The following is a 26,806-nucleotide window of genomic DNA, read 5'->3' as shown; positions in this document are numbered from 1 at the left end:
ACGAGATCGTTATGGTTATAACTGAAATCAAACCCATAGACAGACATAGGGTTATTTTTCAGTTGCAATGTGGCCTCCCCGGTTGGAGACGCTGAAAGAACTGACAGATCAGGCATATGATCTAAACCTGAGAAATACGACGCCCCTACATCTAGACCATCTACGGAATAATCCCAACGCATTGCAAATGCAGGACGGCTCTTACGGTCTATGTCATACTGAACACCAGCAATCTGACGCAATGGAATCACATCTGAACGACTACGCGGATACCACAATGCCGTCCATTTATTGGTTCCAGATTCAGGAATATACATCAATTTGATTGCATCATTTCCTAGACGTTGATCTGTCTCGTCTGGTACTAGACGCGTATAGTCACGGGGCGATAGGTTATCCGTTGGGTTAATTCCATCTGCTCTCCCCCAGACGACAATCTGACGACCAACATCGACATAGACGGTCTGGTCCCAATTATATGACGAATACAACTCACGTAAGTTACGATTTACCTTACTCACCTGATCTGGGTTTACAGTGTGGTCTGTTTCGTCTGAAACCACTATGTCGTAATGCAGCTTAAATGCAGGGTTAAATTTGAGTGTACCATTGGACCAGAAACTTGCTTGCCCAATGTTTTTTAACGAACTTAAATCGCGATCTGATGACCACACATCGAGTCTAGCTGAGTTTTGGCTCACAAAACTCATTTCGCTGTCATCTGCATAAGTATGCTGCAGTAGCATAAAGCTACTGCAGCATACAAATACCCAATAGGCACCTTGCGTCATTTCTCAAGACTCTGCGGTGAGAAAAGCTTATCGGACAAGGTTTTTTCTGCCGCAAAATCATTGACGATCACTTGCGTCATATGTTGAGTTTGCAGATTCTTCGCCATAGATTTCATGGCTTGCCATCTTGGTTTCACTTTGCCGTAAGGACGGATATCGGTGAATTCAATATGTTTTAATGGTTTGCCTGCTGTATCCCAAATATCGATGGTTGCTGTAACAAAGTTGTCTTTGAGTATGCACATACGACGTTTGCTATAACCAAAGTCACTCTTCACCGTATTATTGATTGGCGTTGCTTCAATCATGTAGCAATCTTTGCCATTAAATTTGCCATCTGCCAGTTTCGTGTACTTCCAGTCACTGAGCTTATAGCCAAGAACATCACCATAACTAAAGTCTGTACCAATAAAAGCATCACCCTTATTCGCTGATGCAAGACGGCGTACTTTTTTCAACGCAGGCAAATAGACAAACATACTATCGCTGCCTTTCGCATTTTCAATCAACAGCGTCGTGGTTCCTTGGACATCTGCTGGTGAAATGAACTCAGTCAAACGCATGTTGTTCTGCGTATTTCCAGCAAGCTTGGTCATATTTTTAGTTAAACGTACACGTTGCTCCCCATTTTTAGAGGTCAAAATAAATTTGGCACTAGCCGTTGAAGACAAGAACTTAGAGGCATCATCACTACGATTAACAATATCTTGAACTTCATCTGCATGAGATGTTTTAGGCATCGACATTGTGAGCGCTGTACCCAACAAAAGGCTTGTCATCACAGTTTGTGCAACAGGTATGCTCTTCTTCTTTGGAGAAAAGATAAAACGAGGTTTTAATATTAGAATCATTGTAGGTACCATAATTAAGGTTGCAAATACACTGAAAAGCATCGCAATCACAATAAACATCGCGAGCCATTGATGGACGTGAAAGCCTTGTGATAAGGACAATACGCCATACCCACCAGCAACCGCAGTCGCAACAAAAAGAGAAGCCTTACCAGCAGTACTTAAGGTTTTACGGATAGCATCTTTGATATCGCCGCCTTCTTCGCGCAAGATTTCACGCAAGCGATAGAGGAAGTAGATGGCATAATCCGCACCAATACCTACAGCCATGGCCGAGATGAGAGAGTTCGGAATATTGAGCGGAATGTCGAGCCAGCCCATCACACCAAAGATGGCAAGAATTGAGAACAGAAGTGGTGTAAGAACAATCAGTCCCGCTGAAATCGAACGGAAAACCAATGCTGAAATAAAGAATACGGCAAATGAAATTTGTAGAATGTTCATGAGCTTGCCGTGAACCATGGTTTCAGTTAAGGCAATGGTTTGCGTCACATCACCACCAAAACTTACTACAGCTTTATCGCCCAATTGACCCGCCATATACGTTTTTAGCGACTCAAGGATTTCTTTAATGCGATGATTACTGCCAGTTTTCAGAAGAATCGTGATCTTGGCATAGCGCTGAGTGGTATCAATGTATGAATCAAAATCAGTCGGCTCACCAGACATTGAATACAGCAGCAGATACTGAGCAACGACATCTTTGGTTGCAGGAACCTGAAATGCTAGTGGCTGATCAGCATTCATTGCCTGATTCATTCGTTTGATATAGTCCACGATAGAGATGGTTTTACCGACCTCTGGAATTGAGTTCGCGAACTTTTCTGTATTATCAATCGCTTTTAGGATTTCAGGGTTTTCAATACCATCACGAACTTTGGTATCAACCATAATGTAAAGGCTGTTTGTGCCACCGAGAGACTGATTCAAGAATCTGTCGTCTTGTTGCATTGGTAAGTCACGAGAGAAGAAATTACGGCTGTCGTTGTCTACCACAATACGGCTCGTGCCGATAGCAAGTAAGACGCCCATTGCCGCAATCGCAGTCATTAACATCATTCGTGGACGAACTGACAAAATGACATCACCAATACGATTTGGAATCCAATCCCAAATTGGCAAGCCTTTGCGTTTGACCTTCACAACCGAAGGTGGTGGCAACATTGAGCGGAGTGCCGGAATAAAAGTCATCTCGATCACCAGCGTACTGATGATCCCAATTCCTGTAAAAATACCGAATGAACGAATCGTTGGAATGTTGAAAGTCAACAGAGAGAAGAATCCAGCTGCTGCAATACCACCAGCCAACACCATAACTGGACCAACACGAACCAAAGACTGCACTACAGCTTCGCTATTGGCAGCTTTAGGCTCCATCCCTTGAGCAATCAGGCGATCAAAATCTTCATAGTAGCGCTTGAGCAACTGCACGGCATGCCCTGCCGCGATGGCCAGAATCAGAATTGGCGTAGGCGAGTTAAAGATATCCATTGGCTGTTTGAACAAGCCCATCATGCCCATACCCCATGCCACAGCCAACAAAGCTGTAACGAGCGGCAGAATCAAACCTTGCTTGCTGCGGAATGCTTCAAAGTGCAATAAACCAATCACTAATACGGCAATCGGGAACAAGATATTGATACGCTTAGAGTAGTCTTCAGCTTTATCCAGATACACAGGATTGCCACCGACACTGATGGTCATATCTTTAGATTGTTCGCTTTCTACGATTTTATTAATCGGGCCCATCATTTTCTGGAAGCCCTCTGGACTTTCCTCAAGCTCAAGCAAAATCGCAGCAGTTTGTTGATCTTTAGATACCACTGAATTCATATAGGTTGGATTCAGTGCCAGCAGTTTTTTCAGGTGATCGATATCTTCTTGAGTGACTGAACTACTCGGCAATAGTTTCTTGGCATCGAACCCTTCTGCATTCGCCTCGATACCTTTTGCCTGACGTGCAGCCAGACTCATCATCGTGGAACGGACCACGCCCGGTGCATTATCAACTTCTTCTGTAATGCGTTTGACTTTCTCCAATACTTGCGGCTGATAAATATCACCCTGCTTCGGAGTAATACCAATCACGACCATATATTTGGAGCCGAATTTCTTTTCAATCAGCTTGGTCGAGGTGATGTAGGGATGCCCTTTAGGTGCAAGTGCATCTGGGTCAATAATAATTTTTACACCAGATGCCAGATATGCCAGAGCAAGTGTTAAGAGCATCACCAAAGTCAAGACAATACGGCGGTGGCTAAGAATCCAACGCGCGTATCTCTCCATCATTTGTTGAGTCTTATGAGGTGGTCTATTGGTTTCGAGAGTTGGTTTATTTTCATTGCCAACTGACTCATAGGCTTCACCCTTCTGAGCCAATGCTTGAAGATTGTCGACATCTTTTTTGAACTGGGCGAGCACCATCTTTTTTAGCAGTGCTGGCGGCAATACACCAAAAAAACTACCTGGTTCAGCTTCAAACACCCATTCAATCCATGTACCTTCCGGATGTGGTTTGAAACGGTAAGTACCTGTGTAGTGAAAGGGTCCCTCCACTACTTTAAACGCATACAATTCGTTCGGTACTAGATGTGTAATTTCACCTTTAAAGGACATTTCACGACCAATAAAGCTAAAACCAATCTCGTACTTACTGCCCACACGCGGAGTACTGTCTAGCAGTTCAGAATGTTTACACGACAATTGCCAACCTGCATCATTGGCTGGGTTTGCAAGGTAGTTGAAAACCTTGTCAATCTTGGCCGGTATGAGGAAAGCATGTTCTATGGTCACCATAGTGGTTCTACCTTCTTATATTTCTTATGCAGGAATTGGGTACATCTGATCAATTGTCTGGGCTACAGCTACGACATTCTCAGCGTACATAATTGATGAGTGGTCACCAGGCAAATCGACTTGTGTCAACGTGTCTTTGACTAGTTGATCCCAACCTAAGCTTTCCCCAAAATCCTCTGGCTCATCTTTGGCCTTAACCAAAAGGATTGGAAAATCTTCTGGGTCTGGGAAATAGGTCTGGAGTGCGATGCCATTCGCCAAATAGGTATCAAAGTAAAGTCGGAAATCTGATGGGTCTGCATCGAGAGGCAGAACATTAATGGCCTTAGCTTCTTTAAGTACATGATCAAACATTTGATCTGGACTCAACTCACGCAAATATTGCGCTGGAATCGTCAACTTTTTGCCATAAGGCGCAGCCAAATCACGGGCAAACCAAGACAAAAGCATGGCATCATCGGCATCTTCAGGTACATTTTCTGGAATTGGAGCACGGGTATCGATCATGACAATACCTGTGACCTGTTGTCCCATTTGACGCAACTGACGGCTAATCTCGTAGGCAATCGCCCCACCGAAACACCAACCACCGAGGAAATAAGGCCCTTGAGGCTGCATCTTTCGCATTTCAGCAATATAGAGCGTCGCCATTTCTTCAATCGCCACTTCCGCAGCATCTGCCTCAATCAGTCCAGGAGACTGAATAGCACGTAGGGTACGGTTCGGATTAAGATGACGCGAAAGTTCCATATAACAGAAGGTACTGCCACCAATTGGATGGAACAGCCACAACGGTTGCTCAGAGGTTCCACGGCGCAGCTCAATTACGATGGATGGTTTAATTTCTTTATTTTCACGAATGATCTCACCCAGACGTTCCACAGTGGAGTACTGTGCCAACAAAGCAACTGACAGTTCGGTACCGAAAGCCTTTTTGAGATGATTGACAAGCTTCACAGCTAATAGTGAATGCCCACCTAATTCAAAGAAATCATCATGTATACCAACTCGCTTGACCGACAAGATCTGTTCAAAGGTAGTACACAGCTCGATTTCGATCGGATCACGTGGTGCAACATAATCATTGCTCTGCTCAAAGATCGGCTCAGGAAATGCCTTACGATCCAACTTATTGTTGGCCGTCATTGGAAACTCATCCAATCGGATAAACGCACTTGGCACCATATAAGCTGGAAGATGGATTTGCAGGGTCTTTTTTAAACCAGCAATATCAAGCTCTTGTCCAGTTACATATGCCACCAGTTTCTGGTCGTTATCACCTGTAGTTTTAACCAGCACTACTGCATCTGTGATACCGTCGATCTGTTTGAGGACATTCTCGATTTCACCTAGTTCGATACGGAACCCACGAATCTTGACCTGAAAATCCAGACGTCCGTGATGAGTCAGACGTCCATCTGTACGCAGGCAGACTTTATCCCCTGTACGGTAGAGTCGACCGGCATTTGGTAGAGATGGCAATGTTCTAAATTGTGCATCTGTCAGTTCAGGGCGTTGCCAGTAATCAACTGCCAGACCATCACCGCCAATCCAAAGCTCACCCATAACGCCTGGTGGAACTAAACGCTGCTGCTCATCAAGGACATAAAGCTGAGTGTTCGCCAGTGGTTCACCTAAATCAATATACTTTGCATCAGTGATACGAGCCGCACTAGACCACACTGTAGTTTCGGTCGGACCATAGACATTCCATAGACAACCGACTTTACCGAGCAGTTTTTCTGCCAGAATAGTATCTAACGCTTCGCCTCCACAGAGTGCTGTCAATCCCGCATTGCCGCTCCACTCGCTGTCTAAGAGCATTTTCCAAGTAGCCGGTGTTGCCTGCAGGACATTGATAGACTTAGCATTTAGATAATCCACCAATTGATTGCCATCTTGTGATACTTCACGTGGGCAAACATGGACCACACCGCCGTACATCAGCGGAATGAGTAATTCAAGAATTGAAATATCAAAGGCATACGTGGTAATTGCTAATAGCTGAGTTTCAGTCGTTACTTGCAATCTATCATTCATAGATAGCAAGAAATTGATAATTGAAGGATGCCCAATACGGACACCTTTAGGCTTACCTGTCGAGCCTGATGTGTACATCACATAAGCTATGTCACCAAAGGCAAGCGTCTCGCGCACGTGCTCTAGTGACACAACACCAGCTTGATTGATATCTAAGCATGGCACAGAAACGTTAAGACCATCCATTAACTCGGTTTGAGTCAAGATGACTTTAGGTTCAGCGTCTTCAATAATGTTCTGTAGACGTTCAGTTGGGAAATTAGGATCCAGTGGCACATAAGCTGCACCTGCCGCCCAGATCCCAAGGATTGCTGCTGGCAATAACGCCGTGCGGTCTAACATTAGTCCTACACGATCGCCACGTGTAATACCGTGTGCACGCAAATATTCAGCAATACCAGCAATATGTTGACCTAAGTCATGATAACTAATCGTATGATCGTTTGAGGTTAAAGCATGATTTTCACCACGCTCAACAATCTGCTTTAGAATCATTCCAAGTAGATCATGCTGAGCATAATCAGTCACCTTTCCACGGAGAGCCTCGAACTGAATGCCATCTTTATAATCAGGAGCGATATCTAGCTCAACAATCTTACGTTCAGGATGGGCCACCATCTCTGCGAGTACAGCTTGCAACAATTGCACCATATTCTCGGCAGACTGCGCAGAAAATAGATCAGTGTTGTATTTCAATACACCAACGAGTTCACCTTGATATTCACCGCCCATTTCCAGCGTAATATCCAACTGTCCTTCTTGCTGGCGAACCGGAAAACTTCCTAACGTCAAATCTTGTCCAACCAAAGTGGCCGGAGTCTGGATTGGTAGGAGTAGTTCTTTAAACTCATCCATACCACCCAGACGTTCCCAGAACATTCCTATCTGAGCCAATGGATTAATACTGCCATCACGCTTTGGTGAGACAGCTTCAACTACTCTAGAAAAGGCAATTTTTTGATGTTTAAGGCTTTGTCTTAATTGTTCCTGAACCTGCTGGGTAAATTGACGTAAAGTCTGATCAGCATCGATGTCTATGTGAATAGCAATCGTGTTGACAAACTGACCCAATGCATTACGTAAAGAACGTTCAAGTCGACCTGCTACGGGCGTAGCAATGACTAGATTATTTTCATTAGATAGTTTGTGTAGCAGAACATAAAAGCTAGAGAGCACAAGTCCGAATAATGTGATCTCATAATCTTTTGCTAAGTTTACAAGGCCAGATGACACTGACTCAGGCACACGGAAAACCAGTGAACTACCTTTATGTTGCTGTACGGCTGGACGAGGATAGTCAAGCGGAATGCTATGCACATGTGGTGCATGCTTCAGTACATTTTTCCAGAAAATTAAGCTCTCATCAGTATCATCAATCACGCTGCTCTGCTGCTTATCGGCATACTGTGCAAACTCGATTCCGTTCACTGCATCCGACTCTGCAACGAGTCCAAAACGTTTGCTAACGTCTCGCAGCAATAGACCAATTGACCAAAAATCCATGAGCGCATGATGAATCACAAATGCGATTACATAATGATTTTGACCTCGTTCATAACAATGAATACGCCATAACGGTGGCTGAGTCAGGTCAAATGGCTGCTTGGTGTCCTGTTCAACCAATTGCGTCAAATCAGAAGCATCAATATGACGAGCATCAGAAAAGATGATATTCGGGTACACGCGATCCCAGATGAGTTGCTCAATTCCCTGATCATTGGCTGGCATGCTTACGCGCAGTAGCGGATAATCATGCATTACCGCTTCTAGTATTTCTATTGGCTTGTTACCTAATGGTTGGTTAACCTTCACATCAAAGGCCACCACCATATTGTAGGCACTGCAAGTTGGCTCAAGACGCTGGATATACCAAATGCCAAGCTGCTCTGCAGAAATCGCATGACGCGACAGAACTTCCGGTTCTAGTCGTGCAAAGTTGTTCATGAAGCGACTCCCTGCTGCAACTCAGAAACAAGATATTCAGCCAACGCATTGATTGTTGGGTAATCCCATAATAGTGTTGGCTCAAGTTCTAATTTCGTCAGATCTTCTAAATCCCCAGACACAGACAAAGCAACAATCGAATCAAGACCATAACTGGTAAATTTTTGATCTGGATCAATCGTCTCAGGCTCTACGCGCATCTCTTTAGCGACTAGCGTACGAATGATTGCGCTCCAGTAAGCTTTATCTTTATTCATGGGGTAATCTCCTTTTTAACCGGTTTGGCATCACGCGGTGCCAGTGCAAAATCGATGACAGATAACATGTGATTGGTTGAAATTCGGTCCAGCAGATCTGCCAATGTGCTTTCACGTAGTGACGTCATAGGAGGAGCTGTCTGCCCTTCAGCAGCATTTAAGAAAATGATCAGCCATGCACCATCCTGTAAAGCAGGCCTTAAACCATGGCGGTTAAAAACCCAGAAACCCAACACAGCAATACGAGCGAATAACTCGGCATAGTTACGGGCAAGACTGAAGCGCATCGTTTCAAACTCCTTGCTTTGCTCAGAATTTGAAAAGTAGTCCTGAATTTTTTGATCCAATGAACGCTGTTCAACAAGAAGTTGGTCTGCTCGCTCACGTAGCGTAGCTAGCATCTCAGCAGACAACCCAACTGTGACATTAGGATCGTTGAGCATTTCAATGATTGTTTCGAGTGACTCCATCACCAAGTCACCATCTCGGTTGAAAATCTCAAGCTCACGGAAATCAATAGCACCTGTCTCTACCTGTAAGTCATATAACTGACGATAGCGTGCTTTCGCTTCAGCTTGATTGAGATGGTCGGCTTTTTTACTGCGCCCTTTATTGGCAGATTTGAGCTGAAAACTCAGACTGTCTAGACAGACGGTGCTACTACCGTCAAACACACTGACAATCAGATGGTCCCTGAATGCTTTCTGGAACATTCCATCTGCATATGCATTTCTTAAGAAAAAACGTGACCCAAGCACTGAGGATGTGATTTTGGCAAGCGACTCTACATATTCAGGCACCAGTACCTTGACGATTGGTGACCATGTACTGAATTGATTGATACAAACGTGTAACCCTCGCGCACCAACAAGTGATAACACCTCCGCTGCTAAAAGGTAGGCATAAGCTGTAGCGAGTTGCTCACGTACCAACGGTATGCTTATTACTTTTTTGTTATATAACTCGCGTTCAATCGCAAACTCAGTTGCGATGCGTAGCATCGTATCGCCAGCGCCTAGAGAGAAACTACTGCAATATGCACGTGTTACCTGTAGCGTCTTAAGCCCAAGCTCTAATCCTTGGCCTTCTTCACCGATTAGGGCATCTTTATGAATTTCAGCGTTATTAAAACCAATACCGCTGATATCTAGACCACGCATACCTACTGTTGGAAGACGGTTCAGGCTATACGTTCCTTTAGAAGCCATATGACGCTTATCGAGCCAGAATGCACTCAGGCTACGGGGTCCACGATCATTTGACGTTTTAGCGATTAAGCTTAAAGAATCTCCTAAAGTGGCGCGATTGATCGACCATTTCTCACCATTTAAGATGTACTTACTGTCGGAAGGCTGCGCAGTCACTTCACTAGATAACAGGTCAGCACCATGCGCTTTCTCACTATAAGCCAGCGCTGGAGCAGCACCACTTAAAATTCGGTTAGCGATGTTTTGGCATTGGCTCTCATTACCACCGATCCATACGATCACAGACCAAGCATTCGTGCTATAGGTCGAATTGATGGTCAGATCGCGTCGTGCCAACACGCGATGCAGATATAACAACTCTTCACCAATTTCCATACGGCCTCCAAGCTCTGAAGGCACATAGAAACGGTTCATACCCACCGCATTCAGAAAATCAACAGCTCGCTGTGGATATTGCTCTTTCTCATCACGCTCGATAGCTGCGGACCAAGAAAAATCATTATTGGTATCATGTACGGAGCCTAAAATTTGCTCCAGACGAGCGGCAGATTGAAACTGCCGCAAATTGGACGTAAGTGACATGGATTTTCACTCAAAGATTTAAAAGATAAGGGTTAAAACAAAGCACTTTTCAGACGATTAAAAATCAGCGTGCGTACTTCACGTTCCTTGATCATTGAGTTGAGTAGATTGGAGCTATAACGAATCAGCTGCCCCCGCTGCTCACGATCACGGATGACGTCTAAGCCGTTCTTGACATAGTTTCGAGCAATCACCGTTCTACGGTTTGGATGGGTTAAACAGACCAGTTGACCGCGTTCGATCTGCTCTTTAATTTTTCTTCTTCTAATTTTGCCGCTAGTGGTCTTATTTATTCGGCCTTGGTGCAGTAAATAGACACCGTCTACAGGCAAGCCAATATCAGCCGCCACTTGTTCTTTAACTTGAGTTCTGATGGTATCAAAATTAAGTGTTTTATCTAAGGACTTTTTCTTAATCTCAAGTACAACCGTAACCCCTTCAGAATCAGCAAAGTTCACTGCTGCGACACAACCTTTACGAACAGCAGGATGTGCCATTTCAACAGAGCACTCGATATCTTGCGGATAATAGTTTTTGCCACGAATGATAATCACATCCTTAAGGCGGCCGGTTATATAAAGGTCTCCGTTTTTGATAAAGCCCATATCACCCGTTCTTAAGTAGTGTACTTGGCTAGGTTGTCCCGCCTCATCAAGGATCGTTGCTTCAAAGGTTTCCTGATTAACTTCCGGCTTTTGCCAGTAACCCGCAGTGACACTCTCACCTGCTAGCCAGATTTCACCGACTTCGTGAGCCGCCACCTCTTTACGGGTATGAGGATTAACGATACGACAATCAATATGTTTCGAGATCTTGCCACAGCTCACTACTTGTACGGCTGTCTGATCTTGGCTGGTCTGTACCAAATGGGCATTTAACTTGTCACGATCAAGTGAAATTGCATTGAGAGGGCCAGTTACGCCACTGACTAAGAGCGTCACTTCTGCCAAGCCATAACATGGCAAGAAAGTATCTAGTCGGAGCTTCGATTGTGTATTGAACTTTTCCATGAAGTGTTGCATAACATGGGCCTTGATCGGCTCGGCACCATTAAACAGCACACGCACACGGCTTAGATCAAGCGCTGCAGCCTGCTCATCAGTGATGCGATGTAGACACAATTCATAGGCAAAGTTTGGTCCACCACTAATCGTGACGCCTTTTTCACTAATAAATTGTAGCCATTTAAGAGGTTTTCGAATGAAGTCCAGCGGCGACATGATATAACAAGTCAGTCCCACATATACGGTTTGCAAAACCGAGCCAATCAACCCCATATCGTGGTAAACAGGCAGCCATGTCAGGCCAACATCTTCTGGTTGTGTACCAAAAGCTTCGGCAATCATGACTTCATTGGCCATAATATTTTTATGAGTGACAATTACGCCTTTAGGCCAGCCTGTTGAGCCTGAAGTATATTGAAGGAAGCAGATATCTTTTTCAGTAATAAGCGGAAAATCCTTTTCCACCAAGTCACGCTGCAATTCGGCATCAACAGCATGTAATATCAAATTTTCATTTTGAGCTTTTAGTGTGATAAGACCTGCTAGCTCAAGAATCTTTTTTGTTGTGAATACAATCTTAGGCTCACAGTCATTCATAATATTCAAAATATTAGAAAAACCATTACGGTTAAACGGTAAGCTGACTGGTACTGCAATAATTTTAGCTTTCAAACAGGCAAAGAACGATACGATAAAATCCAACCCAGGTTCGAACAGCAATACGGCACGGTCACCACTGTCTACAAGATTCATTAATATTTGGGCTTGATGTTGAACTCGCTCATTCAAATCTGCATATGTCAGAGATTGAATACCACCAGACTGGCGTCCCAAATACTCAAAAGCGATCTTATTTCCATTTAATTTTGCGTGGGATTCCAAAGTTGCAATGATATTATCCGTACACATTACAGCCATAACTTACTCCGATTAATTATAATTAACCTTTAAAATCTGCTAATTCAGAAACGACATTTCTTGCTAGGTTTCTTAATAAAGAATAAATATACTTTTTATTTAAAATATAAATTCACATTATATTTTATGTATGAGTGTTGATTATTACACCTGTAAGTGTTTACAGGTTAGTGGTCTCTTATCGAAAATTAAGAAGCTAAATCCTTTATATGAATCATTTTTTGTTTAGTTATATATTTTTAATTTCTTATCATTATTTTAAATTAATGCCTCATCTATACCTAATTTAGATACGCACAAGCCAAGATTTTGAAGGTTTTTTACTCTTAAACAGTTTCTTTCTTATTATTTTTAACTCTAGATTAAATAATTTCAAAAACTTTATAAAAATAATATAAATTAAAAATCAAATTATTATATTTATATAGGCATATATAAAATATAAATATTTAAAAATATAGCATAGTGATAGATAGATAGATAGATAGATAGATAGATAGATAGATATTTTAATATTGAAAATTAATTTATTATATTTCCTTAAATTTAAAACATTTAATTAATGTAAATCAATCATATAAATCTTAAAATTATTTATTTCTTTTAATTTTAATATTAAAGTCCTGTGTTATTTATACTCTCTACAAAAGCCCTAGCATTACTGCTCGAATAGCTGCTGAAATTTTATTATTTACATTTAACTTTTGCATGGAGTTACTGAGATGGAAATTTACGGTTCTTTCAGTTACTCCAAGAATCTGAGCTATTTCTGCTGACGTTTTGCCTTCGGCAGTCCAACGTAGCGCCTCTTTTTCCCTGTTCGTTAAATAAAGATTGAATTTAGCAAACTCTACATCATTTACTATTTTAGCAATGCTGGAATGCACTGTTTGAGTTAACCAGTACATATTCGTATATTGTGCTTTTTGCTCTTTTTCTGATAACTGGTCGTTGGATCTTGCCAGTGTTAGCATTCCTCGGGTCCCAATAAAATCACGGCTTGACTGAGCCCAACCGATATTTAAACCATAAGAACGCGCCTCCTCCCAAAAATCTTTTTCTGCCTGTGTCTTTGCAGATTGACTCGACCAAACAAGAGGTTGAAGTGATACCATACAATGCTGCACAGTTGGATCTATCTTCACATATTGCTGTTCCACATAACGTTTCTGCCATGCTTCTGGATAATTATTCAACATAATCGTTTTTGGTTCAGCAATAGATAAGGGTGATTGCATACCATAAGCGCAATAGTCAAATCCGAGCCTTGATGCGGTAGATTTAACAATATCAAACAACTGGTATTCATTTTTTACCACCAAAAATGCTGATAATAAATCCTCTTGCCAACTTTCCATTTGCTCTCATTAGACTCCATTCACAGACTATTTTTTATTCGGTTGCATATTGTGAATCCAAGCAATCAAATTGAAGTGCAGGTCTAATCTTTTACCGTAATTTCCATAAAGTCCTTCAAAAATCTAAAAGATTCTGAAGTTGCTAAATATATTTTCGGCGCCTACTCTTCTATTAGAGCTCTCAATTAAAGATTTTGAATTCATCATCCAATTAACAACACTTTTAAGCCCGGAATGGTTGCAAATTATTCAGATAAACTAGATGTCTGAAAGCTTTCAAGGTTGTTATATTTCATGCGCAGATTATGCTTTAAAAATTAAAATTTATACGATGCATTTTATTCCAAAATATATATTTTTTTAATTTATAAAGAGGTCGACCACTTAATCTTTATAGTATGCTTTTATTAATTTAATTAAATAATATTGTCTATCAATTATTCGATATCTCCAATTTTCTTATTTTTTATATATAAAAACTAAAAATAATTATAATATTTTAAAAACCAATCAATTACTGTAGAAATCCCTATACTTGTAATTATTATTTGAGTAGTAGCAATATTGACTATGTAATAAGCTCCATCGAAGGATTCTCTTTAAAAAAATAACTTTTTACCCGAAAATCTCTCTAATAAGAAGAGCTTAAAGATGTGCTAACAAATTACAGTTAACCTGTTAAATATAACAGTATTTTATTGGCAAAAATTTATGTTATTTATTCATTAAATCTTAATTTAGGGTACTTAAGCAGGTAGCATGGTTAGCATACCCCCTCATTTCTCTATCTCAACAGATGGTTTTATTCGAATGAACGAAAACCAACTCATGAGTTATCCTCTCCAACACATCATCTCCACCGTTGAATCTAGACATACTGAAGCGTCTCAAATTTTCTATTATGGTTTTACTGAATGGGCAACTTCACAAACTCCAGCTTTAAGTACCGGATGGGATTGGGAACTCATTGAGAATAATGGCATCACTACCGTAAAACGAGTGGGGTTACCTCGAAGCAATATCATGATTGTTGATGTATCTGGTATGGATATCGGATTTGATATTAATGAAACATTACTCGAGAAAAAAATAGATACTTTGTTCTGGGAACCGTTTATTTATGCCCAAATCGATACGTCCTTAACCAAGTCTTCATTAAGTCAAACCTTCTCTTAGAAACCTGTAAATTCTTACAGTTACCGCCTTTCCAGCTGTTCAGTAAAGTCACTTGAAAAATAAGTGGAAGCACTTGTAATGAATATTATTGCTGGATTTCAAAACAATTTTTCAGAAGGCCTATATACCAAATTTAAAAGTTACCGCTACAGGGTATTTGTTGAATATTTGGGTTGGGAGTTGAACTGTCCAAACAATGAAGAACTAGATCAATTTGATAAAGTCGATACAGCTTATGTCGTGGCTCAAGACAGAGAATCCAATATCATTGGTTGTGCCAGACTACTACCCACCACACAACCCTATTTACTCGGGGAAATATTTCCCCAACTTCTCAATGGAATGCCTATTCCCTGCTCACCAGAAATTTGGGAATTATCAAGGTTTTCAGCCGTAGATTTTTCAAATCCACCTTCCTCTACCAGTCAGGCTGTGTCATCACCTGTCTCAATTGCAATTCTGCAAGAAGCAATCAACTTTGCAAGAGAACAAGGCGCAAAACAACTCATTACGACTTCTCCTCTTGGAGTAGAACGTTTATTACGTGCTGCGGGTTTTCGTGCCCATCGTGCAGGTCCACCAATGACGATTGATGGATATTCGATGTTTGCATGCTTGATTGATATCTAATTTCTTATATAGGACTCATGCCTATCCTTGGGGCATGAGTCCTAATTTTTACATAGCAATCTATACATATGACCGAGCAATGAGTGCATATTAATCAATCTTGGTTTTTAGATTTAGGTTTGCTTTCTTATAATAAGTCTCATCCTTTTTATAGCTCCAATCGCGCGGCATAAATGATGTCGATATAATCGCAACTACAGCCATACTTCCGATATAAAACATAATTAAATATGGATTGCCTTGCCCAATACTGAGCAGTTTAGTGGCAATCATAGGGGCTAAACCACCACCCAAAACACCTGCCAACTGTACCGAAATCGAAATACCGCTATAACGAATTTCAGCAGGAAATTGACGCGCAAAAAGCTGAGCTTGTGGCGCATACATAATCGGAAACACCACACCAATTGCCAAAACAATTGCCGTCCAGACCAGTACCGGATCTTTGGTATTGAGCATGCTAAAAAATGGATAAGAATAAAGTGCCAATACGCATAGACCAAACATAAACATATTGCGTTGACCGACTTTATCGGACAAATGTCCGCATAACGGCGTCATAAATAAAATCACGGCTGCACCGCAAATGGTAGCAAACAAAATGTCTTGTCGTGGAATACCTAATTGTGTGGTGGTGTAAGCTAGCGTAAAAGTTGAAGCAATATAGAACCATGCATTTTCAGCAGCTCTCGCCAAAATAATGGTGATAAGTTGTTTTGGATGGTTTTTAAAAACCTGAAAAGCCGGAACTTTGACTTCTTCGGACTGTTGTTTTACTTTTTCAAAGTCTGGTGACTCAGGCACTTTTACACGAATATACCAACCCACTGCCAGTAAAATAATGCTGGCAAGAAATGGTAATCGCCAGCCCCAGCTAAACAATGCTTGCTCAGGTAATAACGACACCAGTCCTAGTGCGATTGAGGCGAGCATTAAGCCCCCACCGGTACTGGCTTGAGGTAAACTTCCCCAAAACCCTTTACCACCTTCGGGTGCATGTTCTACTGCCATAAGCACGGCACCGCCCCACTCACCGCCCATGGCCATACCTTGAATAAATCGCAAGATCACCAAGCCAATTGCAGCCCAATATCCAATTGATTCGTAAGTCGGTAAGAGGCCAATCAGTACGGTTGGAATCCCCATGAGCATCAGCGTTAGCAACAACATTGACTTACGGCCAATCTTGTCACCGAAATGGCCAAAGACTAAACCACCTAAAGGCCGCCCAATAAACCCAACAGCATAGGTTGCAAATGCTGCAAGCACACCTGTAAGTGGGTCCAGATTTGGGAAAAATAGTTTGTTAAAAATGAGGGCTGCTGCTGCACCATAAACAAAAAAGTCATACCACTCAATCGTGGTGCCGACCATGCTAGAGATGCCTGCTAATCGATGTGACGACTTTTTAGGATGTGAACCGTTTCCATGTATTGTTTGCATCGTAATGTCCTTTTTAGATTTTCTTGTTTTGTCTTTTTATGCTTATGATCTATCCTGACCATAAGCATGTTCAGGTCTCGCTTGATCTCCTTAAGCTTTTTATGTGTTTGAAAAATGGTTTAGCTTAGTTTTTCTAAAATTTGTTCCAGCTCAGGATTACGTTCTTGCCACCGTGGTTGTTTATCTTTATCAACAATGAGCGCACGAACGCCTTCAATAAAGTCACCATGCTCAAACCAGATATCCTGTAAATCACGCTCAAGCTGCATACACTGCTGTAGTGAAAGTCCACGGCCTAAATGTTGCAGTTTCAAGCTGGTTTGTTTGGCAATAAATGAACGCTGCTGCAAAATACTCAGCATCTTACTTGCCCAAGTCTTTAAGCTTTCATCCTGTTCATTTTCAAGGCTTTGTTCGATCTCATCTAAATGCTGAAATCCAAAATGTTTACGGATACCTTCTGCCAACTGTTTGAGCTCACTTTCAGCAGGACGAGTAATAAATCGGGTAATGATGTGTTCAATTCCCTCTTTGCTTAAACTTGGCGCGTCAACGAGAGCGTCTTGTAAAGCTTGTAACTGATCGCTTGGCACATGGTAGTCAATTAAGTCGAGATAGAGCGCATCGCTACTGCTGATCTGCTCACCCGTAATTGCCATATAAACGCCAATATCATCAAGACGAGACAGGAAATGAGTTGCGCCAACGTCCGGGAAAAAACCAATCGCTGTTTCAGGCATGGCAAATCTGGACTTTTCACTGCTTACCACAATGTGACACGCCTGAGCCAAGCCAAAACCACCACCTAATACATAGCCATCAAGCACAACGATGATTGGCTTTTCATATTCGCGCAGTGTATTGAGCATTTTATATTCGGCACTAAAGTAGCCTTTGTAATCGGCTGTGCCATTTTTATAACTGTCGTAGAGATAGCGAATATCGCCACCTGCACAGAAGGCTTTTGGGCTATTTGATTTGATTAAGATCGCCTGAACAGCAGCATCATTTCGCCACAACTCCAATTGGGCACCAATCCCTTCAATCATATCTAGCGACAATGCATTGAGATGAGTCACACGATCTAAGGTGATCACGCCAAGCTTACCTTGTCGCTCAATCATTAAGTGATTTTCTGTATTCATTTTATTGATCTCTTACTGATTTTTAAAATTTGCCTGCCGTTTTTCAACAAATGCCTGCATGCCTTCTTTTTGGTCCGCAGTTGCAAAAATGGAGTGGAACATGCGGCGTTCAAAACGTAAACCTTCGGTGAGATTCACCTCAAAAGCTCGATTAATGGTTTCTTTGAGCATTATGTTTGCAGTTAAAGACCGTGCTGCGATTTTTTCAGCGGCTTGCAAGGTTTGTTCAAGTAATTCTTCTTTACTAAACACACGTGCAACCAAACCACTTTGTTCTGCCTCTACTGCGCCCATTTGACGAGCGGTAAGGCACATTTCCATTGCTTTAGCTTTACCAATGGCATGGGTTAATCGTTGTGTCCCACCAATACCCGGAATTACCCCTAAAGTGACTTCGGGTAAACCAAACTTGGCGTTATCAGCACAATAAATAAAGTCACACATGAGTGCTAATTCACAGCCACCACCCAATGCATAGCCACTCACCGCAGCAATTAAAGGTTTACGGCGCTGTGCAATACGGTCTGCAAGATGAAAAAAGTCATCTAAATAAATATCGGGAAATGCCAAATCGGCCATTTCTTTAATGTCGGCCCCTGCGGCAAAAGCTTTTTCTGAGCCGGCTAATACGATGCAGCCAATTTCGCGATCTTTTTCGAGTTGATCTAATGCCTGATTAATTTCGCTAATTAATTCACTATTTAAAGCATTGAGCGCTTGAGGGCGATTTAATGTAATCAATCCAACCCCATTACACTTTTCTAATAAAATACTTTGCCACTGCATTATTTATTCCTTGTTCTGGTTTTATAGACTACGTGCGATGACTAAACGTTGGATATCACTTGTGCCTTCGTAAATTTGACAAATACGCGCATCACGATAAATACGCTCAATTGGGAAGTCTCTGAGATAGCCATAGCCACCAAACACTTGTAAGGCACTTGAGCACACACGTTCCGTCATTTCTGAAGCAAATAGCTTGGCCATTGAGGCTTCGTTGAGACACGGTTGACCTGCTTCTTTGAGACGTGCAGCGTAGTGAACCAGTTGTCTCGCTGCTTCGATTTCTGTTGCCATGCTAGCAAGACGAAATGCGATGGTTTGATGCTCAAAAATTGGTTTGCCAAAAGTAATACGCTCTTTGGCATAACGAGTTGCTTCTTCGAGCGCCGCACGTGCTAGACCAACTGCTTGTGCAGCAATACCAATACGCCCACCTTCTAAATTAGCGAGAGCGATTTTTAAGCCTTCGCCCTCTTTGCCTAGCATGAGGCTTTTGTGAATGCGTACATCTGTTAGAGCAATCTGACACGTATCTGAAGCATGCAGACCTAGTTTTTCTTCAACGCGAATCACTTCATAACCCGGTGTCTCGCGTGGAACTAAAAAGGCACTAATGCCCTTTTTACCTGCGCTCGGATCGGTCACAGCAAACACGATAATGACGCCGGCATTATTACCCGAGGTAATAAACTGCTTGGCACCATTTAAAATGTAATCGTCACCATCTTTTACCGCACGGGTCTTGATGGCTGCTGCATCTGAGCCAGTATGCGGTTCGGTTAAGGCAAAAGCTCCTATCATTTCACCTTGTGCCAAAGGTTTTAAAAAGCGCTCTTTTTGCTCGTCGGTCCCAAATTTTAAAATAGGCACACAACCAACCGAGTTATGTACACTCATAATGGTCGAGGTTGCACCATCCGCTGCTGCAACTTCCTCGAGTGCCAGTACATAGGCTAAGTTACCCGTGTCTGAACCACCCCATTCCTCTGAAACAAGCATTCCCATAAAACCGAGTTGTCCCATTTGAGTCAGAGTTTCTTTTGGAAAAGTTCCATCTCGATCCCAATCACTGGCATTAGGCTTGATTTGTTCTTGGGCGAAACTTTTCGCCATATCACGAATGAGTAATTGTTCTTCGGTAAATTGCATTATTATTTCCTTTACCCTGCTTTAGCTTGTTGTTTAGCAATTTCTTGATTACGCAATAAAAAGCGCTGAATTTTGCCACTTGGAGTTTTAGGTAATTCACTCACAAATTCAACTAATCGTGGGTAAGCATGAGCAGAAAGTCGTCTTTTAACAAACTGGCTGAGTTCTTCAGCAAGCGCATCTGAAGGTTGTACGCCCGCAGCTAAAATTACAAAAGCCTTAACCACTTCAGTGCGATCTGGATCAGGCACGCCTATTACTGCGGCTTCAATCACAGCGTCGTGTTCAAGTAGTGCGCTTTCCACATCAAAAGGTCCAATACGATAGCCTGATGTGGTGATCACATCATCGCTACGGCCGACAAAGCTCATACTGCCATCGGCATGGAGTTCGGCAGTATCACCCGTTAAATAGTAATGACCAACAAATGGCGATTTTCGACTTTCTTTATAGCCACCAAACCACATCATTGGAGACTGGCTAATGTCGACTGCTAAAATTCCCGGTGTGTCTGGCGGAAGCTCTTCACCTTGTTCATTAACAATCGCAACACGATAGCCCGGACTTGGAAAACCTGCTGAACCAGCATGAATTTCATGTTTTAAACCATGATGATTACACACCACCATGCCCACTTCAGTTTGCCCGTAGTGGTCATAAATTGGAGCATCAAGGACTTGTTTAAACCAACGAATTACTTCCGGATTTAGCGGCTCTCCTGCACTACTCACCACACGGAATTGTCCTTTTAACGGTGCCATTTGTGCTGGGTCAGCTGCCATCATCATGCGGTAAGCGGTTGGTGCACCTGCCAAGTTGTTAACCTTATAATCTTTCACAATTTGGCATAGGCTATCGGTGCTAAAACCGCCTTCATAGAACAAAGTGGCATGGCCTAAAAATAACGGCCCAGTAATCGCATAGTACAACCCATACGCCCAACCCGGATCTGCAATATTCCAGAATGAATCCTCTTCGGTTAAACCAATGGCATCTTGCATATATCGACCAAAAGCAATCAATGCTTTTAGTGGCACTTCCAATGGTTTCGCTGGTCCTGTAGTGCCAGACGTAAACATAAGCAAGAACGGGTCTTGGATGCTACGCATGACTAGATCACATTGATCGGACTGCTGCTTCACTTCATTCCAGAAATTAAAATCACCTGCTTTAAGCGGAGTACCTTGTGCGTCGGCCACTGTCATAATTGCAGGGCACTTTTCAATTTCGTCGAGCTTGCTACGGTTGCCCATATCGGTCACCACCAGCTTACTTTGAGCAAGTTGAATACGGTGCTCAATCGCTTTGGGACCAAAGGCAGTAAATAGGGGTTGGTACACCGCACCAATTCGCCAAGCTGCCAAAATGGTCACAATCAGTTCAGGTGTTCTTGGCAATAAGCCTGAAATACGGTCTCCCGCTTTCACACCTTGTGATTTTAAAAAGTTAGCAAACTGACTCGACCATTCTTTTAGTTCACGGAAGGTATATTGTTCTTTGCGACCGTCTTTTCCTTGCCAGTACAGTGCGATTTTGTCGCCATTTGCATGTCTATCACAACATTCATAACATGCGTTCAATGCATCGAGTGAACCTGACAACATCTGTTTAGCAGTGCTTTCCAAATCGAAAGCCTGTACAGCATTTTGATAATCCATCATATCTTTTCCCTCAGTCCGGATTTGTTGTTATTCACGACAGGGTTTGATTTATTCGTTTAAAGCCATCCTTTGGCTTTACCGTTATGTCTCTTGTGGTAGGTATTGTTGAATAATGCTCGAGAAATCGAGATGAGCATTACCACGCATACACATTTGCTGATAAAGCTGTTGTACCATGCCACCTAATAAAACCGGCTGTTTCACTTGGCCTGCGGCTTCTACAGCGAGTCCTAAATCTTTTAACATTAGCTGTGTCGCAAACCCATCTTGATAGCCTCGAGATGCGGGCGCATTTTCATTAATATGTGGCCATGGGTTACATACATCCGAACTCCAGCAACGGCCACTTGAAGTATTAATTACACCTGCCAATGCTTGTGGGTCGATGCCTAGCTTCACCCCCAGCGCCATGCCTTCGGCCACCGCAGCCATTGAAATTCCTAAAATCAGGTTATTGCAAATTTTGGCAATTTGACCTGCACCCACATCACCACAGTGAACAATATTTTTGCCCATGTGGCTGAGCACAGGTTTCACCTCATTAAAGGTTTGCTCATCGGCACCGACCATGAAGGTTAAGGTTCCTGCTTGAGCACCAATGGTTCCACCAGAAACTGGTGCATCACAAATTTTAATATTTTTGCTACGTGCAACAGCAGCAATGTCTTTAATGGTTTGCGGGTCAATGGTGCTGCTATCAATGCATAAGCTACCTGCTTTTAGCACTTCCAAGACACCATTTTCGCCCAAGTAAACCTCTTTAAGCTGCGTCCTGTGGGCTGTCGCAAACCACCCCCCCTGCCTCGGCGAAGTGCTGAATCGCGACTTCACTGAGGTCGTAACCATAAACTTTGAGTCCGGCTTTTAGTAGGTTTTGGGCCATTCTGCCGCCCATATTGCCTAGACCGATAAAGGCGATATTCATCCGTGATCCCCTTAACGTAAACTAATGGTTGTATTTACACCGCCAACTTCATGGCTATCTTCAAACCAGCGACTGGTAATCGTTTTGGTTTGGGTATAGAACTGCACAGCCTGTTTACCGTATGGTCCTAAATCACCTAGTTTTGAGCCTCTTGAACCGGTAAAACTAAAGAACGGCACTGGTACAGGAATTGGAATATTGATACCGACTTGACCAATATCAATAAGGTTTTGGAAAGTACGTGCAATGGCACCGCTTTGTGTGAATAGACCTACACCGTTACCAAATGGGTTGGCATTGATCAAAGCAATCGCTTCATCGAGTGTATCTACACAAATAATTGAAAGTACCGGGCCAAAGATTTCTTCTTTATAAATGCGCATGTCGGTATTTACGCCACTAAAAATCGTGGCACCCACAAAGTTACCTGACTCATAACCTTGTACTTGAACATTGCGACCATCGAGTAGTAACTCTGCACCTTGCTCAACACCGCTATTAATCAAGTCAATTACACGCGCTTTGGCACGTTTTGAAATCACTGGACCAATGTCAGTATTTGGTTCATGGCCTGCATTTACTTTTAGAGTTTTGGCTTTTTCAACTAACTCTTGAATCCACTGTTTACTGTCACCAACCATCACTGCAACCGACAATGCCATACAGCGTTGCCCAGCAGCACCAAACGCTGCACCTACTAAAGCATTTAAAGTTTGTTCTTTATTGGCATCCGGCATCACAACCACATGGTTTTTTGCACCCATCATGGCTTGCACACGTTTGCCATGCTGCCCTGCAAGGTTATAAACATGTGTTCCAACCGCTGTTGATCCTACAAATGAAATTGCTTTAATGTCTTTATGGGTACACAAACGGTCAACCACTTCTTTACCGCCATGCACAACGTTCAGCACGCCTGCCGGAATACCTGCTTGTATCGCAAGCTCAACCAACATCATGGTCGATAATGGATCTTGTTCTGAAGGTTTTAAAACAAAAGTATTGCCGCACACGATAGCCATTGGGAACATCCAAAGCGGGATCATGGCTGGGAAATTAAACGGCGTAATACCCGCACAAACACCCAAAGGTTGTTGCAAGGTATATGTATCTACACCACGTGCTACACCTTCAACATATTCACCCATTTGTAAAGTACCAACTGAACATGCATGTTCAACCACTTCTAGACCACGTTGAATATCGCCTTCGGCATCTGCCAAGGTTTTACCTTGTTCAGCCGTCAATACTTGTGCAATGTCTTTCATGTTGGCACGGATCAAGTCTTGTAGCTTGAGCATGATGCGCATACGTGCCTGAATTGGGGTCTGGCGCCATGAAGCAAAAGCATCTTGTGCAGCCTGAATAGCAGCGTCGACTTCTTCAACCGTTGCAAAAGGCACGCGGCCAATCACTTCCTGAGTTGCAGGGTTAACAATGTCTTGCCATTCTTGTGTTTTAGATTCGATAAACTGTCCGTTAATAAGTAATTTAGCGGTGTCCAATTCGATTTTCTGGATTGTGTTCATAACCTCTCCGTAGGTCATATTTTTATTGTGTTCAGTTATTAGAAAATACTTTTCTATGTATTTTCTTTATTCAGGTTTTATTTGAGACTAACAAAGAAATCTTTGACCACCAACGCAAATTCATGCACGATTGTTGTGCAAATATGCACAGGGACAATAACAAAAATGAAAGTGGATTGGGATCATCTACAGTTTTTTCTGGTTTTAGCACGCACTAAAACTCTAACCAATGCTGCACGTATTATAGGTGTCGAGCACAGTACTGTGGCTAGACGGATTCAGGCACTAGAACTTGCTTTAGGTACCACGCTATTTAAGCGTGAAGCAACGGGCTATGAGTTAACTCTCGAAGGGATGGCACTTGTCCCTCGAGTTGAACAAATGGAACAAGCTTTCTTACAAATTGAAAAACCGCATCAACCTTTACAAGGTCGTGTGCGAATTGGCACACCTGAGGGTTTTGGAACTGCATTTTTAGCCCGCTTACTGGCTGAGTTCTCCATCCAGTATCCTCTGCTTACCATCGACCTGATACCCGTACCAAAAATGATTAAGCTCTCGCACCGTGAGGCAGATATTGTGGTATCGATTGAACGCCCAACCTCAGGGCCTTATATCATTACGCGCTTATCTGATTACTGTTTAAAAATTTATGGTAGCCAAACCTATCTAGCGCAAAACCCACCAATTCGCCGTCTGGAAGATTTAACCCAGCACCGCTTTGTGAACTATATTGATGATCTGGTGTATAGCCCCGAGCTATATTGTCTAGAACGCTTACCTTTAAAGCTTAACGCGAACTTTCGCAGTAGCAGCATTTTGGCGCAACAAATTGCGGTCAGCGCAGGCGCAGGTCTTGCAATTTTGCCCAAGTTTTTGGCAGATGATAAGCCTGAGCTTGAAGAGGTGTTAGAACAACAAGTTCGTTTTACTCATACCTTCTGGATGCTGACCTTCGTTGATTTACAGCATGAGCCGCGCATTAAACTGGTTTGGGATTACTTGCGTAAACAGGCCGATAAATACCAACATTTACTGGTTGATTAAATAATAAATAAAAAGCCAATCATATGATTGGCTTTCTGGTAAATCGAGACAGGTTAATTAAAAGATTTCTTGACCTAATTTTCTCATACGCGGCTTATAGAACGCATAATAGGTCACGCTTAAAACCACTAACCATACTGGGCTAACGTATAGCGCTTTTAAGGTATCTGGCTCTAATGCCAAAATCACCAAGGTAAACAAGAAGAATGCAATAACGGCATAAGCCATCAACACACCGCCCGGCATTTTAAAGGTAGATGCTGCATGTAACTCTGGGCGAATTTTACGATAACGTAAATAACACGCCATGATTAAAATCCACACGCTAATGAATAAAATCACACAGAGCGAACTTGCCAAAGTAAATGCTTCCATTGTGTTTGGAACAAAGTACTGAAGCACTGCTCCGCCCATAATGAAAATACATGAGAAGATTAAACCATTTGACGGTACAGCACGTTTTGATAAACGTCCCAAGACACTCGGTGCCTGACCATCTTTAGATAAACCAAACAACATACGGCTCGTTGAAAACACGCCACTGTTCATCGAAGACATGACCGAAGACAGCACAACCAAGTTCATGATAATTGCTGAAATCGGAATACCTGCATTTAAGAACAATTCAACAAACGGGCTTTTATCTGCACGGATATGATTCCAAGGCGTCACTGACATCACGACAAAAAGTGCTAGCACATAAAACAGAATAATACGTACCGGAATCGCGTTAATTGCTTTTGGTAAGTTAGTTTGCGGATCTTTCGTTTCAGCCGCTGTGGTACCAATCAACTCAACACCAATAAAGGCAAATACGGCAATCTGGAATCCGGCTAAAAAACCACTTACACCTTTTGGAAACAAACCACCATGCGACCAGACATTACTGATGCTGACAACATCACCATGAGGAGCTTGGAAATGAGTGAGAATCATGTATCCACCCACACCAATTAAGCCAATAATTGCCAAAATCTTAATGAGTGCGAACCAGAATTCTACTTCACCAAACAACTTGACCGTAAGCAAATTAAGTCCTAACACGAATAGTACACAGCCCGCACTAATCATGGCCTGTTGCATTGGTGAGAAACTGGCACCCTCGGGCAACCAGAAACTTAAATAATTAATAACTGCTGATAGATCGGCAATACCGACCAATACCCAGCCTAGCCAATAGGTCCAGCCAATATAATAGCCAGCCCATGGGCCGATTAAGTCATATGCCATATCAACAAATGACTTGTAATGTAAATTAGCAAGCAGTAATTCACCTAATGCACGCATAAGGAAAAAGAACATACCGCCAATTAACATGTAAATAACGAGAATCGAAGGACCTGCGAGGGAGATGGTTTTGCCCGAGCCCATAAATAGACCCGTACCAATTGCACCGCCAATTGCAATGAGCTGTAAATGGCGATTACTTAATTTCCGTTGTAAATGATCAGGGGAACTTGCCTCATCTGAATGATGAACCATTGTCATATTAGAAGTCCTTTTTATATTTGCTTAATTTCAATCAGCAACATATAGGGAGAAAACGAACCGTATATCGTGGGTTGC

16 protein-coding genes and 2 pseudogenes are annotated in these 26,806 nt (G+C 42.4%); 3 read left to right on the top strand and 15 right to left on the bottom strand.

Annotated features, from left to right (window positions below; translation table 11 throughout):
- From C1642_RS05740 to abaR, 7 genes and pseudogenes are all read right to left on the bottom strand, one after another.
- Positions 1-791 (bottom strand): annotated as a pseudogene (locus C1642_RS05740) (porin); the annotation flags it as partial.
- Positions 788-4,438 (bottom strand): outer membrane lipoprotein-sorting protein, encoded by a 3,651-nt coding sequence (locus tag C1642_RS05735; protein ID WP_103236039.1) that lies wholly within the window; start codon positions 4,436-4,438, stop codon positions 788-790. The pseudogene C1642_RS05740 and the gene C1642_RS05735, both read right to left, overlap by 4 nt.
- Before the next feature lie 24 nt (positions 4,439-4,462).
- Positions 4,463-8,422, bottom strand: coding sequence for a non-ribosomal peptide synthetase (locus tag C1642_RS05730; RefSeq protein ID WP_103236038.1), 3,960 nt, complete (start codon positions 8,420-8,422; stop codon positions 4,463-4,465).
- Positions 8,419-8,679 (bottom strand): acyl carrier protein, encoded by a 261-nt coding sequence (locus C1642_RS05725; RefSeq protein WP_001030690.1) that lies wholly within the window; start codon positions 8,677-8,679, stop codon positions 8,419-8,421. Before C1642_RS05725 ends, C1642_RS05730 begins: the two co-directional genes overlap by 4 nt.
- Positions 8,676-10,451 (bottom strand): acyl-CoA dehydrogenase, encoded by a 1,776-nt coding sequence (locus tag C1642_RS05720; RefSeq protein ID WP_103236042.1) that lies wholly within the window; start codon positions 10,449-10,451, stop codon positions 8,676-8,678. Before C1642_RS05720 ends, C1642_RS05725 begins: the two co-directional genes overlap by 4 nt.
- 50 nt (positions 10,452-10,501) lie before the next feature.
- Positions 10,502-12,391 (bottom strand): fatty acyl-AMP ligase, encoded by a 1,890-nt coding sequence (locus tag C1642_RS05715; RefSeq protein ID WP_103236037.1) that lies wholly within the window; start codon positions 12,389-12,391, stop codon positions 10,502-10,504.
- Positions 12,392-13,032: 641 nt separating this feature from the next.
- Positions 13,033-13,749, bottom strand: a complete 717-nt coding sequence (gene abaR, locus C1642_RS05710) for a LuxR family transcriptional regulator AbaR (protein ID WP_098732607.1) — start codon at positions 13,747-13,749, stop codon at positions 13,033-13,035.
- Positions 13,750-14,508: 759 nt separating this feature from the next.
- Here abaR and C1642_RS05705 point away from each other — a divergent pair.
- On the top strand, positions 14,509-14,925 hold the full coding sequence (locus tag C1642_RS05705; RefSeq protein WP_103236036.1) for a DUF4902 domain-containing protein: 417 nt from the start codon (positions 14,509-14,511) through the stop codon (positions 14,923-14,925).
- 63 nt (positions 14,926-14,988) lie between these two features.
- On the top strand, positions 14,989-15,555 hold the full coding sequence (gene abaI, locus C1642_RS05700; RefSeq protein WP_000387874.1) for an acyl-homoserine-lactone synthase AbaI: 567 nt from the start codon (positions 14,989-14,991) through the stop codon (positions 15,553-15,555).
- 90 nt (positions 15,556-15,645) lie between these two features.
- Here abaI and C1642_RS05695 read toward each other — a convergent pair whose 3' ends face one another.
- The 7 genes and pseudogenes from C1642_RS05695 to C1642_RS05665 all read right to left on the bottom strand — a co-directional run bounded on the left by C1642_RS05695 (position 15,646) and on the right by C1642_RS05665 (position 24,193).
- Positions 15,646-16,998 (bottom strand): MFS transporter, encoded by a 1,353-nt coding sequence (locus C1642_RS05695; RefSeq protein WP_001193289.1) that lies wholly within the window; start codon positions 16,996-16,998, stop codon positions 15,646-15,648.
- Positions 16,999-17,117: 119 nt separating this feature from the next.
- Positions 17,118-18,143, bottom strand: coding sequence for an enoyl-CoA hydratase/isomerase family protein (locus C1642_RS05690; protein WP_103236035.1), 1,026 nt, complete (start codon positions 18,141-18,143; stop codon positions 17,118-17,120).
- Positions 18,144-18,155: 12 nt separating this feature from the next.
- The gene (locus C1642_RS05685) at positions 18,156-18,929 is read right to left on the bottom strand and encodes an enoyl-CoA hydratase (protein WP_103236034.1); all 774 of its coding nucleotides are present in this window, start codon (positions 18,927-18,929) and stop codon (positions 18,156-18,158) included.
- Between the two features lie 21 nt (positions 18,930-18,950).
- Positions 18,951-20,078, bottom strand: a complete 1,128-nt coding sequence (locus C1642_RS05680) for an acyl-CoA dehydrogenase family protein (RefSeq protein WP_001160766.1) — start codon at positions 20,076-20,078, stop codon at positions 18,951-18,953.
- 11 nt (positions 20,079-20,089) lie between these two features.
- On the bottom strand, positions 20,090-21,739 hold the full coding sequence (locus C1642_RS05675; RefSeq protein WP_103236033.1) for an AMP-binding protein: 1,650 nt from the start codon (positions 21,737-21,739) through the stop codon (positions 20,090-20,092).
- Positions 21,740-21,820: 81 nt separating this feature from the next.
- Positions 21,821-22,664: pseudogene (gene mmsB, locus C1642_RS05670) on the bottom strand (3-hydroxyisobutyrate dehydrogenase).
- An 11-nt stretch (positions 22,665-22,675) separates the two neighbouring features.
- Positions 22,676-24,193 (bottom strand): CoA-acylating methylmalonate-semialdehyde dehydrogenase, encoded by a 1,518-nt coding sequence (locus tag C1642_RS05665; protein ID WP_001092383.1) that lies wholly within the window; start codon positions 24,191-24,193, stop codon positions 22,676-22,678.
- A 165-nt stretch (positions 24,194-24,358) separates the two neighbouring features.
- Here C1642_RS05665 and C1642_RS05660 point away from each other — a divergent pair, with 165 nt between their 5' ends.
- Entirely contained in the window at positions 24,359-25,240 is an 882-nt protein-coding gene (locus C1642_RS05660) for a LysR family transcriptional regulator (RefSeq protein ID WP_049590025.1), read from the top strand.
- 57 nt (positions 25,241-25,297) lie between these two features.
- Here C1642_RS05660 and C1642_RS05655 read toward each other — a convergent pair whose 3' ends face one another.
- A complete protein-coding gene (locus C1642_RS05655) occupies positions 25,298-26,728 on the bottom strand; it encodes an amino acid permease (protein WP_000178999.1) in 1,431 nt (476 codons plus the stop codon).
- Positions 26,729-26,806: the final 78 nt, after the last annotated feature.

The sequence above is a fragment of the Acinetobacter sp. AKBS16 genome (genome assembly GCF_002899995.1).
Classification (GTDB): Bacteria; Pseudomonadota; Gammaproteobacteria; order Pseudomonadales; family Moraxellaceae; genus Acinetobacter; species Acinetobacter baumannii.
The sequence above is the reverse complement of the archived record's forward strand: the minus strand, read 5'-3'. Positions and strand labels throughout refer to the sequence as shown.

Excerpts from the sequence above, each read along its gene's own strand:
- C1642_RS05735 (WP_103236039.1), bottom strand. The coding sequence starts at position 4,438 with ATGGTGACCATAGAACATGCTTTCCTCATACCGGCCAAGATTGACAAG.
- C1642_RS05730 (WP_103236038.1), bottom strand. The coding sequence starts at position 8,422 with ATGAACAACTTTGCACGACTAGAACCGGAAGTTCTGTCGCGTCATGCG.
- C1642_RS05725 (WP_001030690.1), bottom strand. The coding sequence starts at position 8,679 with ATGAATAAAGATAAAGCTTACTGGAGCGCAATCATTCGTACGCTAGTC.
- C1642_RS05715 (WP_103236037.1), bottom strand. The coding sequence starts at position 12,391 with ATGGCTGTAATGTGTACGGATAATATCATTGCAACTTTGGAATCCCAC.
- abaR (WP_098732607.1), bottom strand. The coding sequence starts at position 13,749 with ATGGAAAGTTGGCAAGAGGATTTATTATCAGCATTTTTGGTGGTAAAA.
- C1642_RS05705 (WP_103236036.1), top strand. The coding sequence starts at position 14,509 with ATGGTTAGCATACCCCCTCATTTCTCTATCTCAACAGATGGTTTTATT.
- C1642_RS05695 (WP_001193289.1), bottom strand. The coding sequence starts at position 16,998 with ATGCAAACAATACATGGAAACGGTTCACATCCTAAAAAGTCGTCACAT.
- C1642_RS05690 (WP_103236035.1), bottom strand. The coding sequence starts at position 18,143 with ATGAATACAGAAAATCACTTAATGATTGAGCGACAAGGTAAGCTTGGC.
- C1642_RS05685 (WP_103236034.1), bottom strand. The coding sequence starts at position 18,929 with ATGCAGTGGCAAAGTATTTTATTAGAAAAGTGTAATGGGGTTGGATTG.
- C1642_RS05680 (WP_001160766.1), bottom strand. The coding sequence starts at position 20,078 with ATGCAATTTACCGAAGAACAATTACTCATTCGTGATATGGCGAAAAGT.
- C1642_RS05675 (WP_103236033.1), bottom strand. The coding sequence starts at position 21,739 with ATGATGGATTATCAAAATGCTGTACAGGCTTTCGATTTGGAAAGCACT.
- C1642_RS05665 (WP_001092383.1), bottom strand. The coding sequence starts at position 24,193 with ATGAACACAATCCAGAAAATCGAATTGGACACCGCTAAATTACTTATT.
- C1642_RS05660 (WP_049590025.1), top strand. The coding sequence starts at position 24,359 with ATGAAAGTGGATTGGGATCATCTACAGTTTTTTCTGGTTTTAGCACGC.
- C1642_RS05655 (WP_000178999.1), bottom strand. The coding sequence starts at position 26,728 with ATGACAATGGTTCATCATTCAGATGAGGCAAGTTCCCCTGATCATTTA.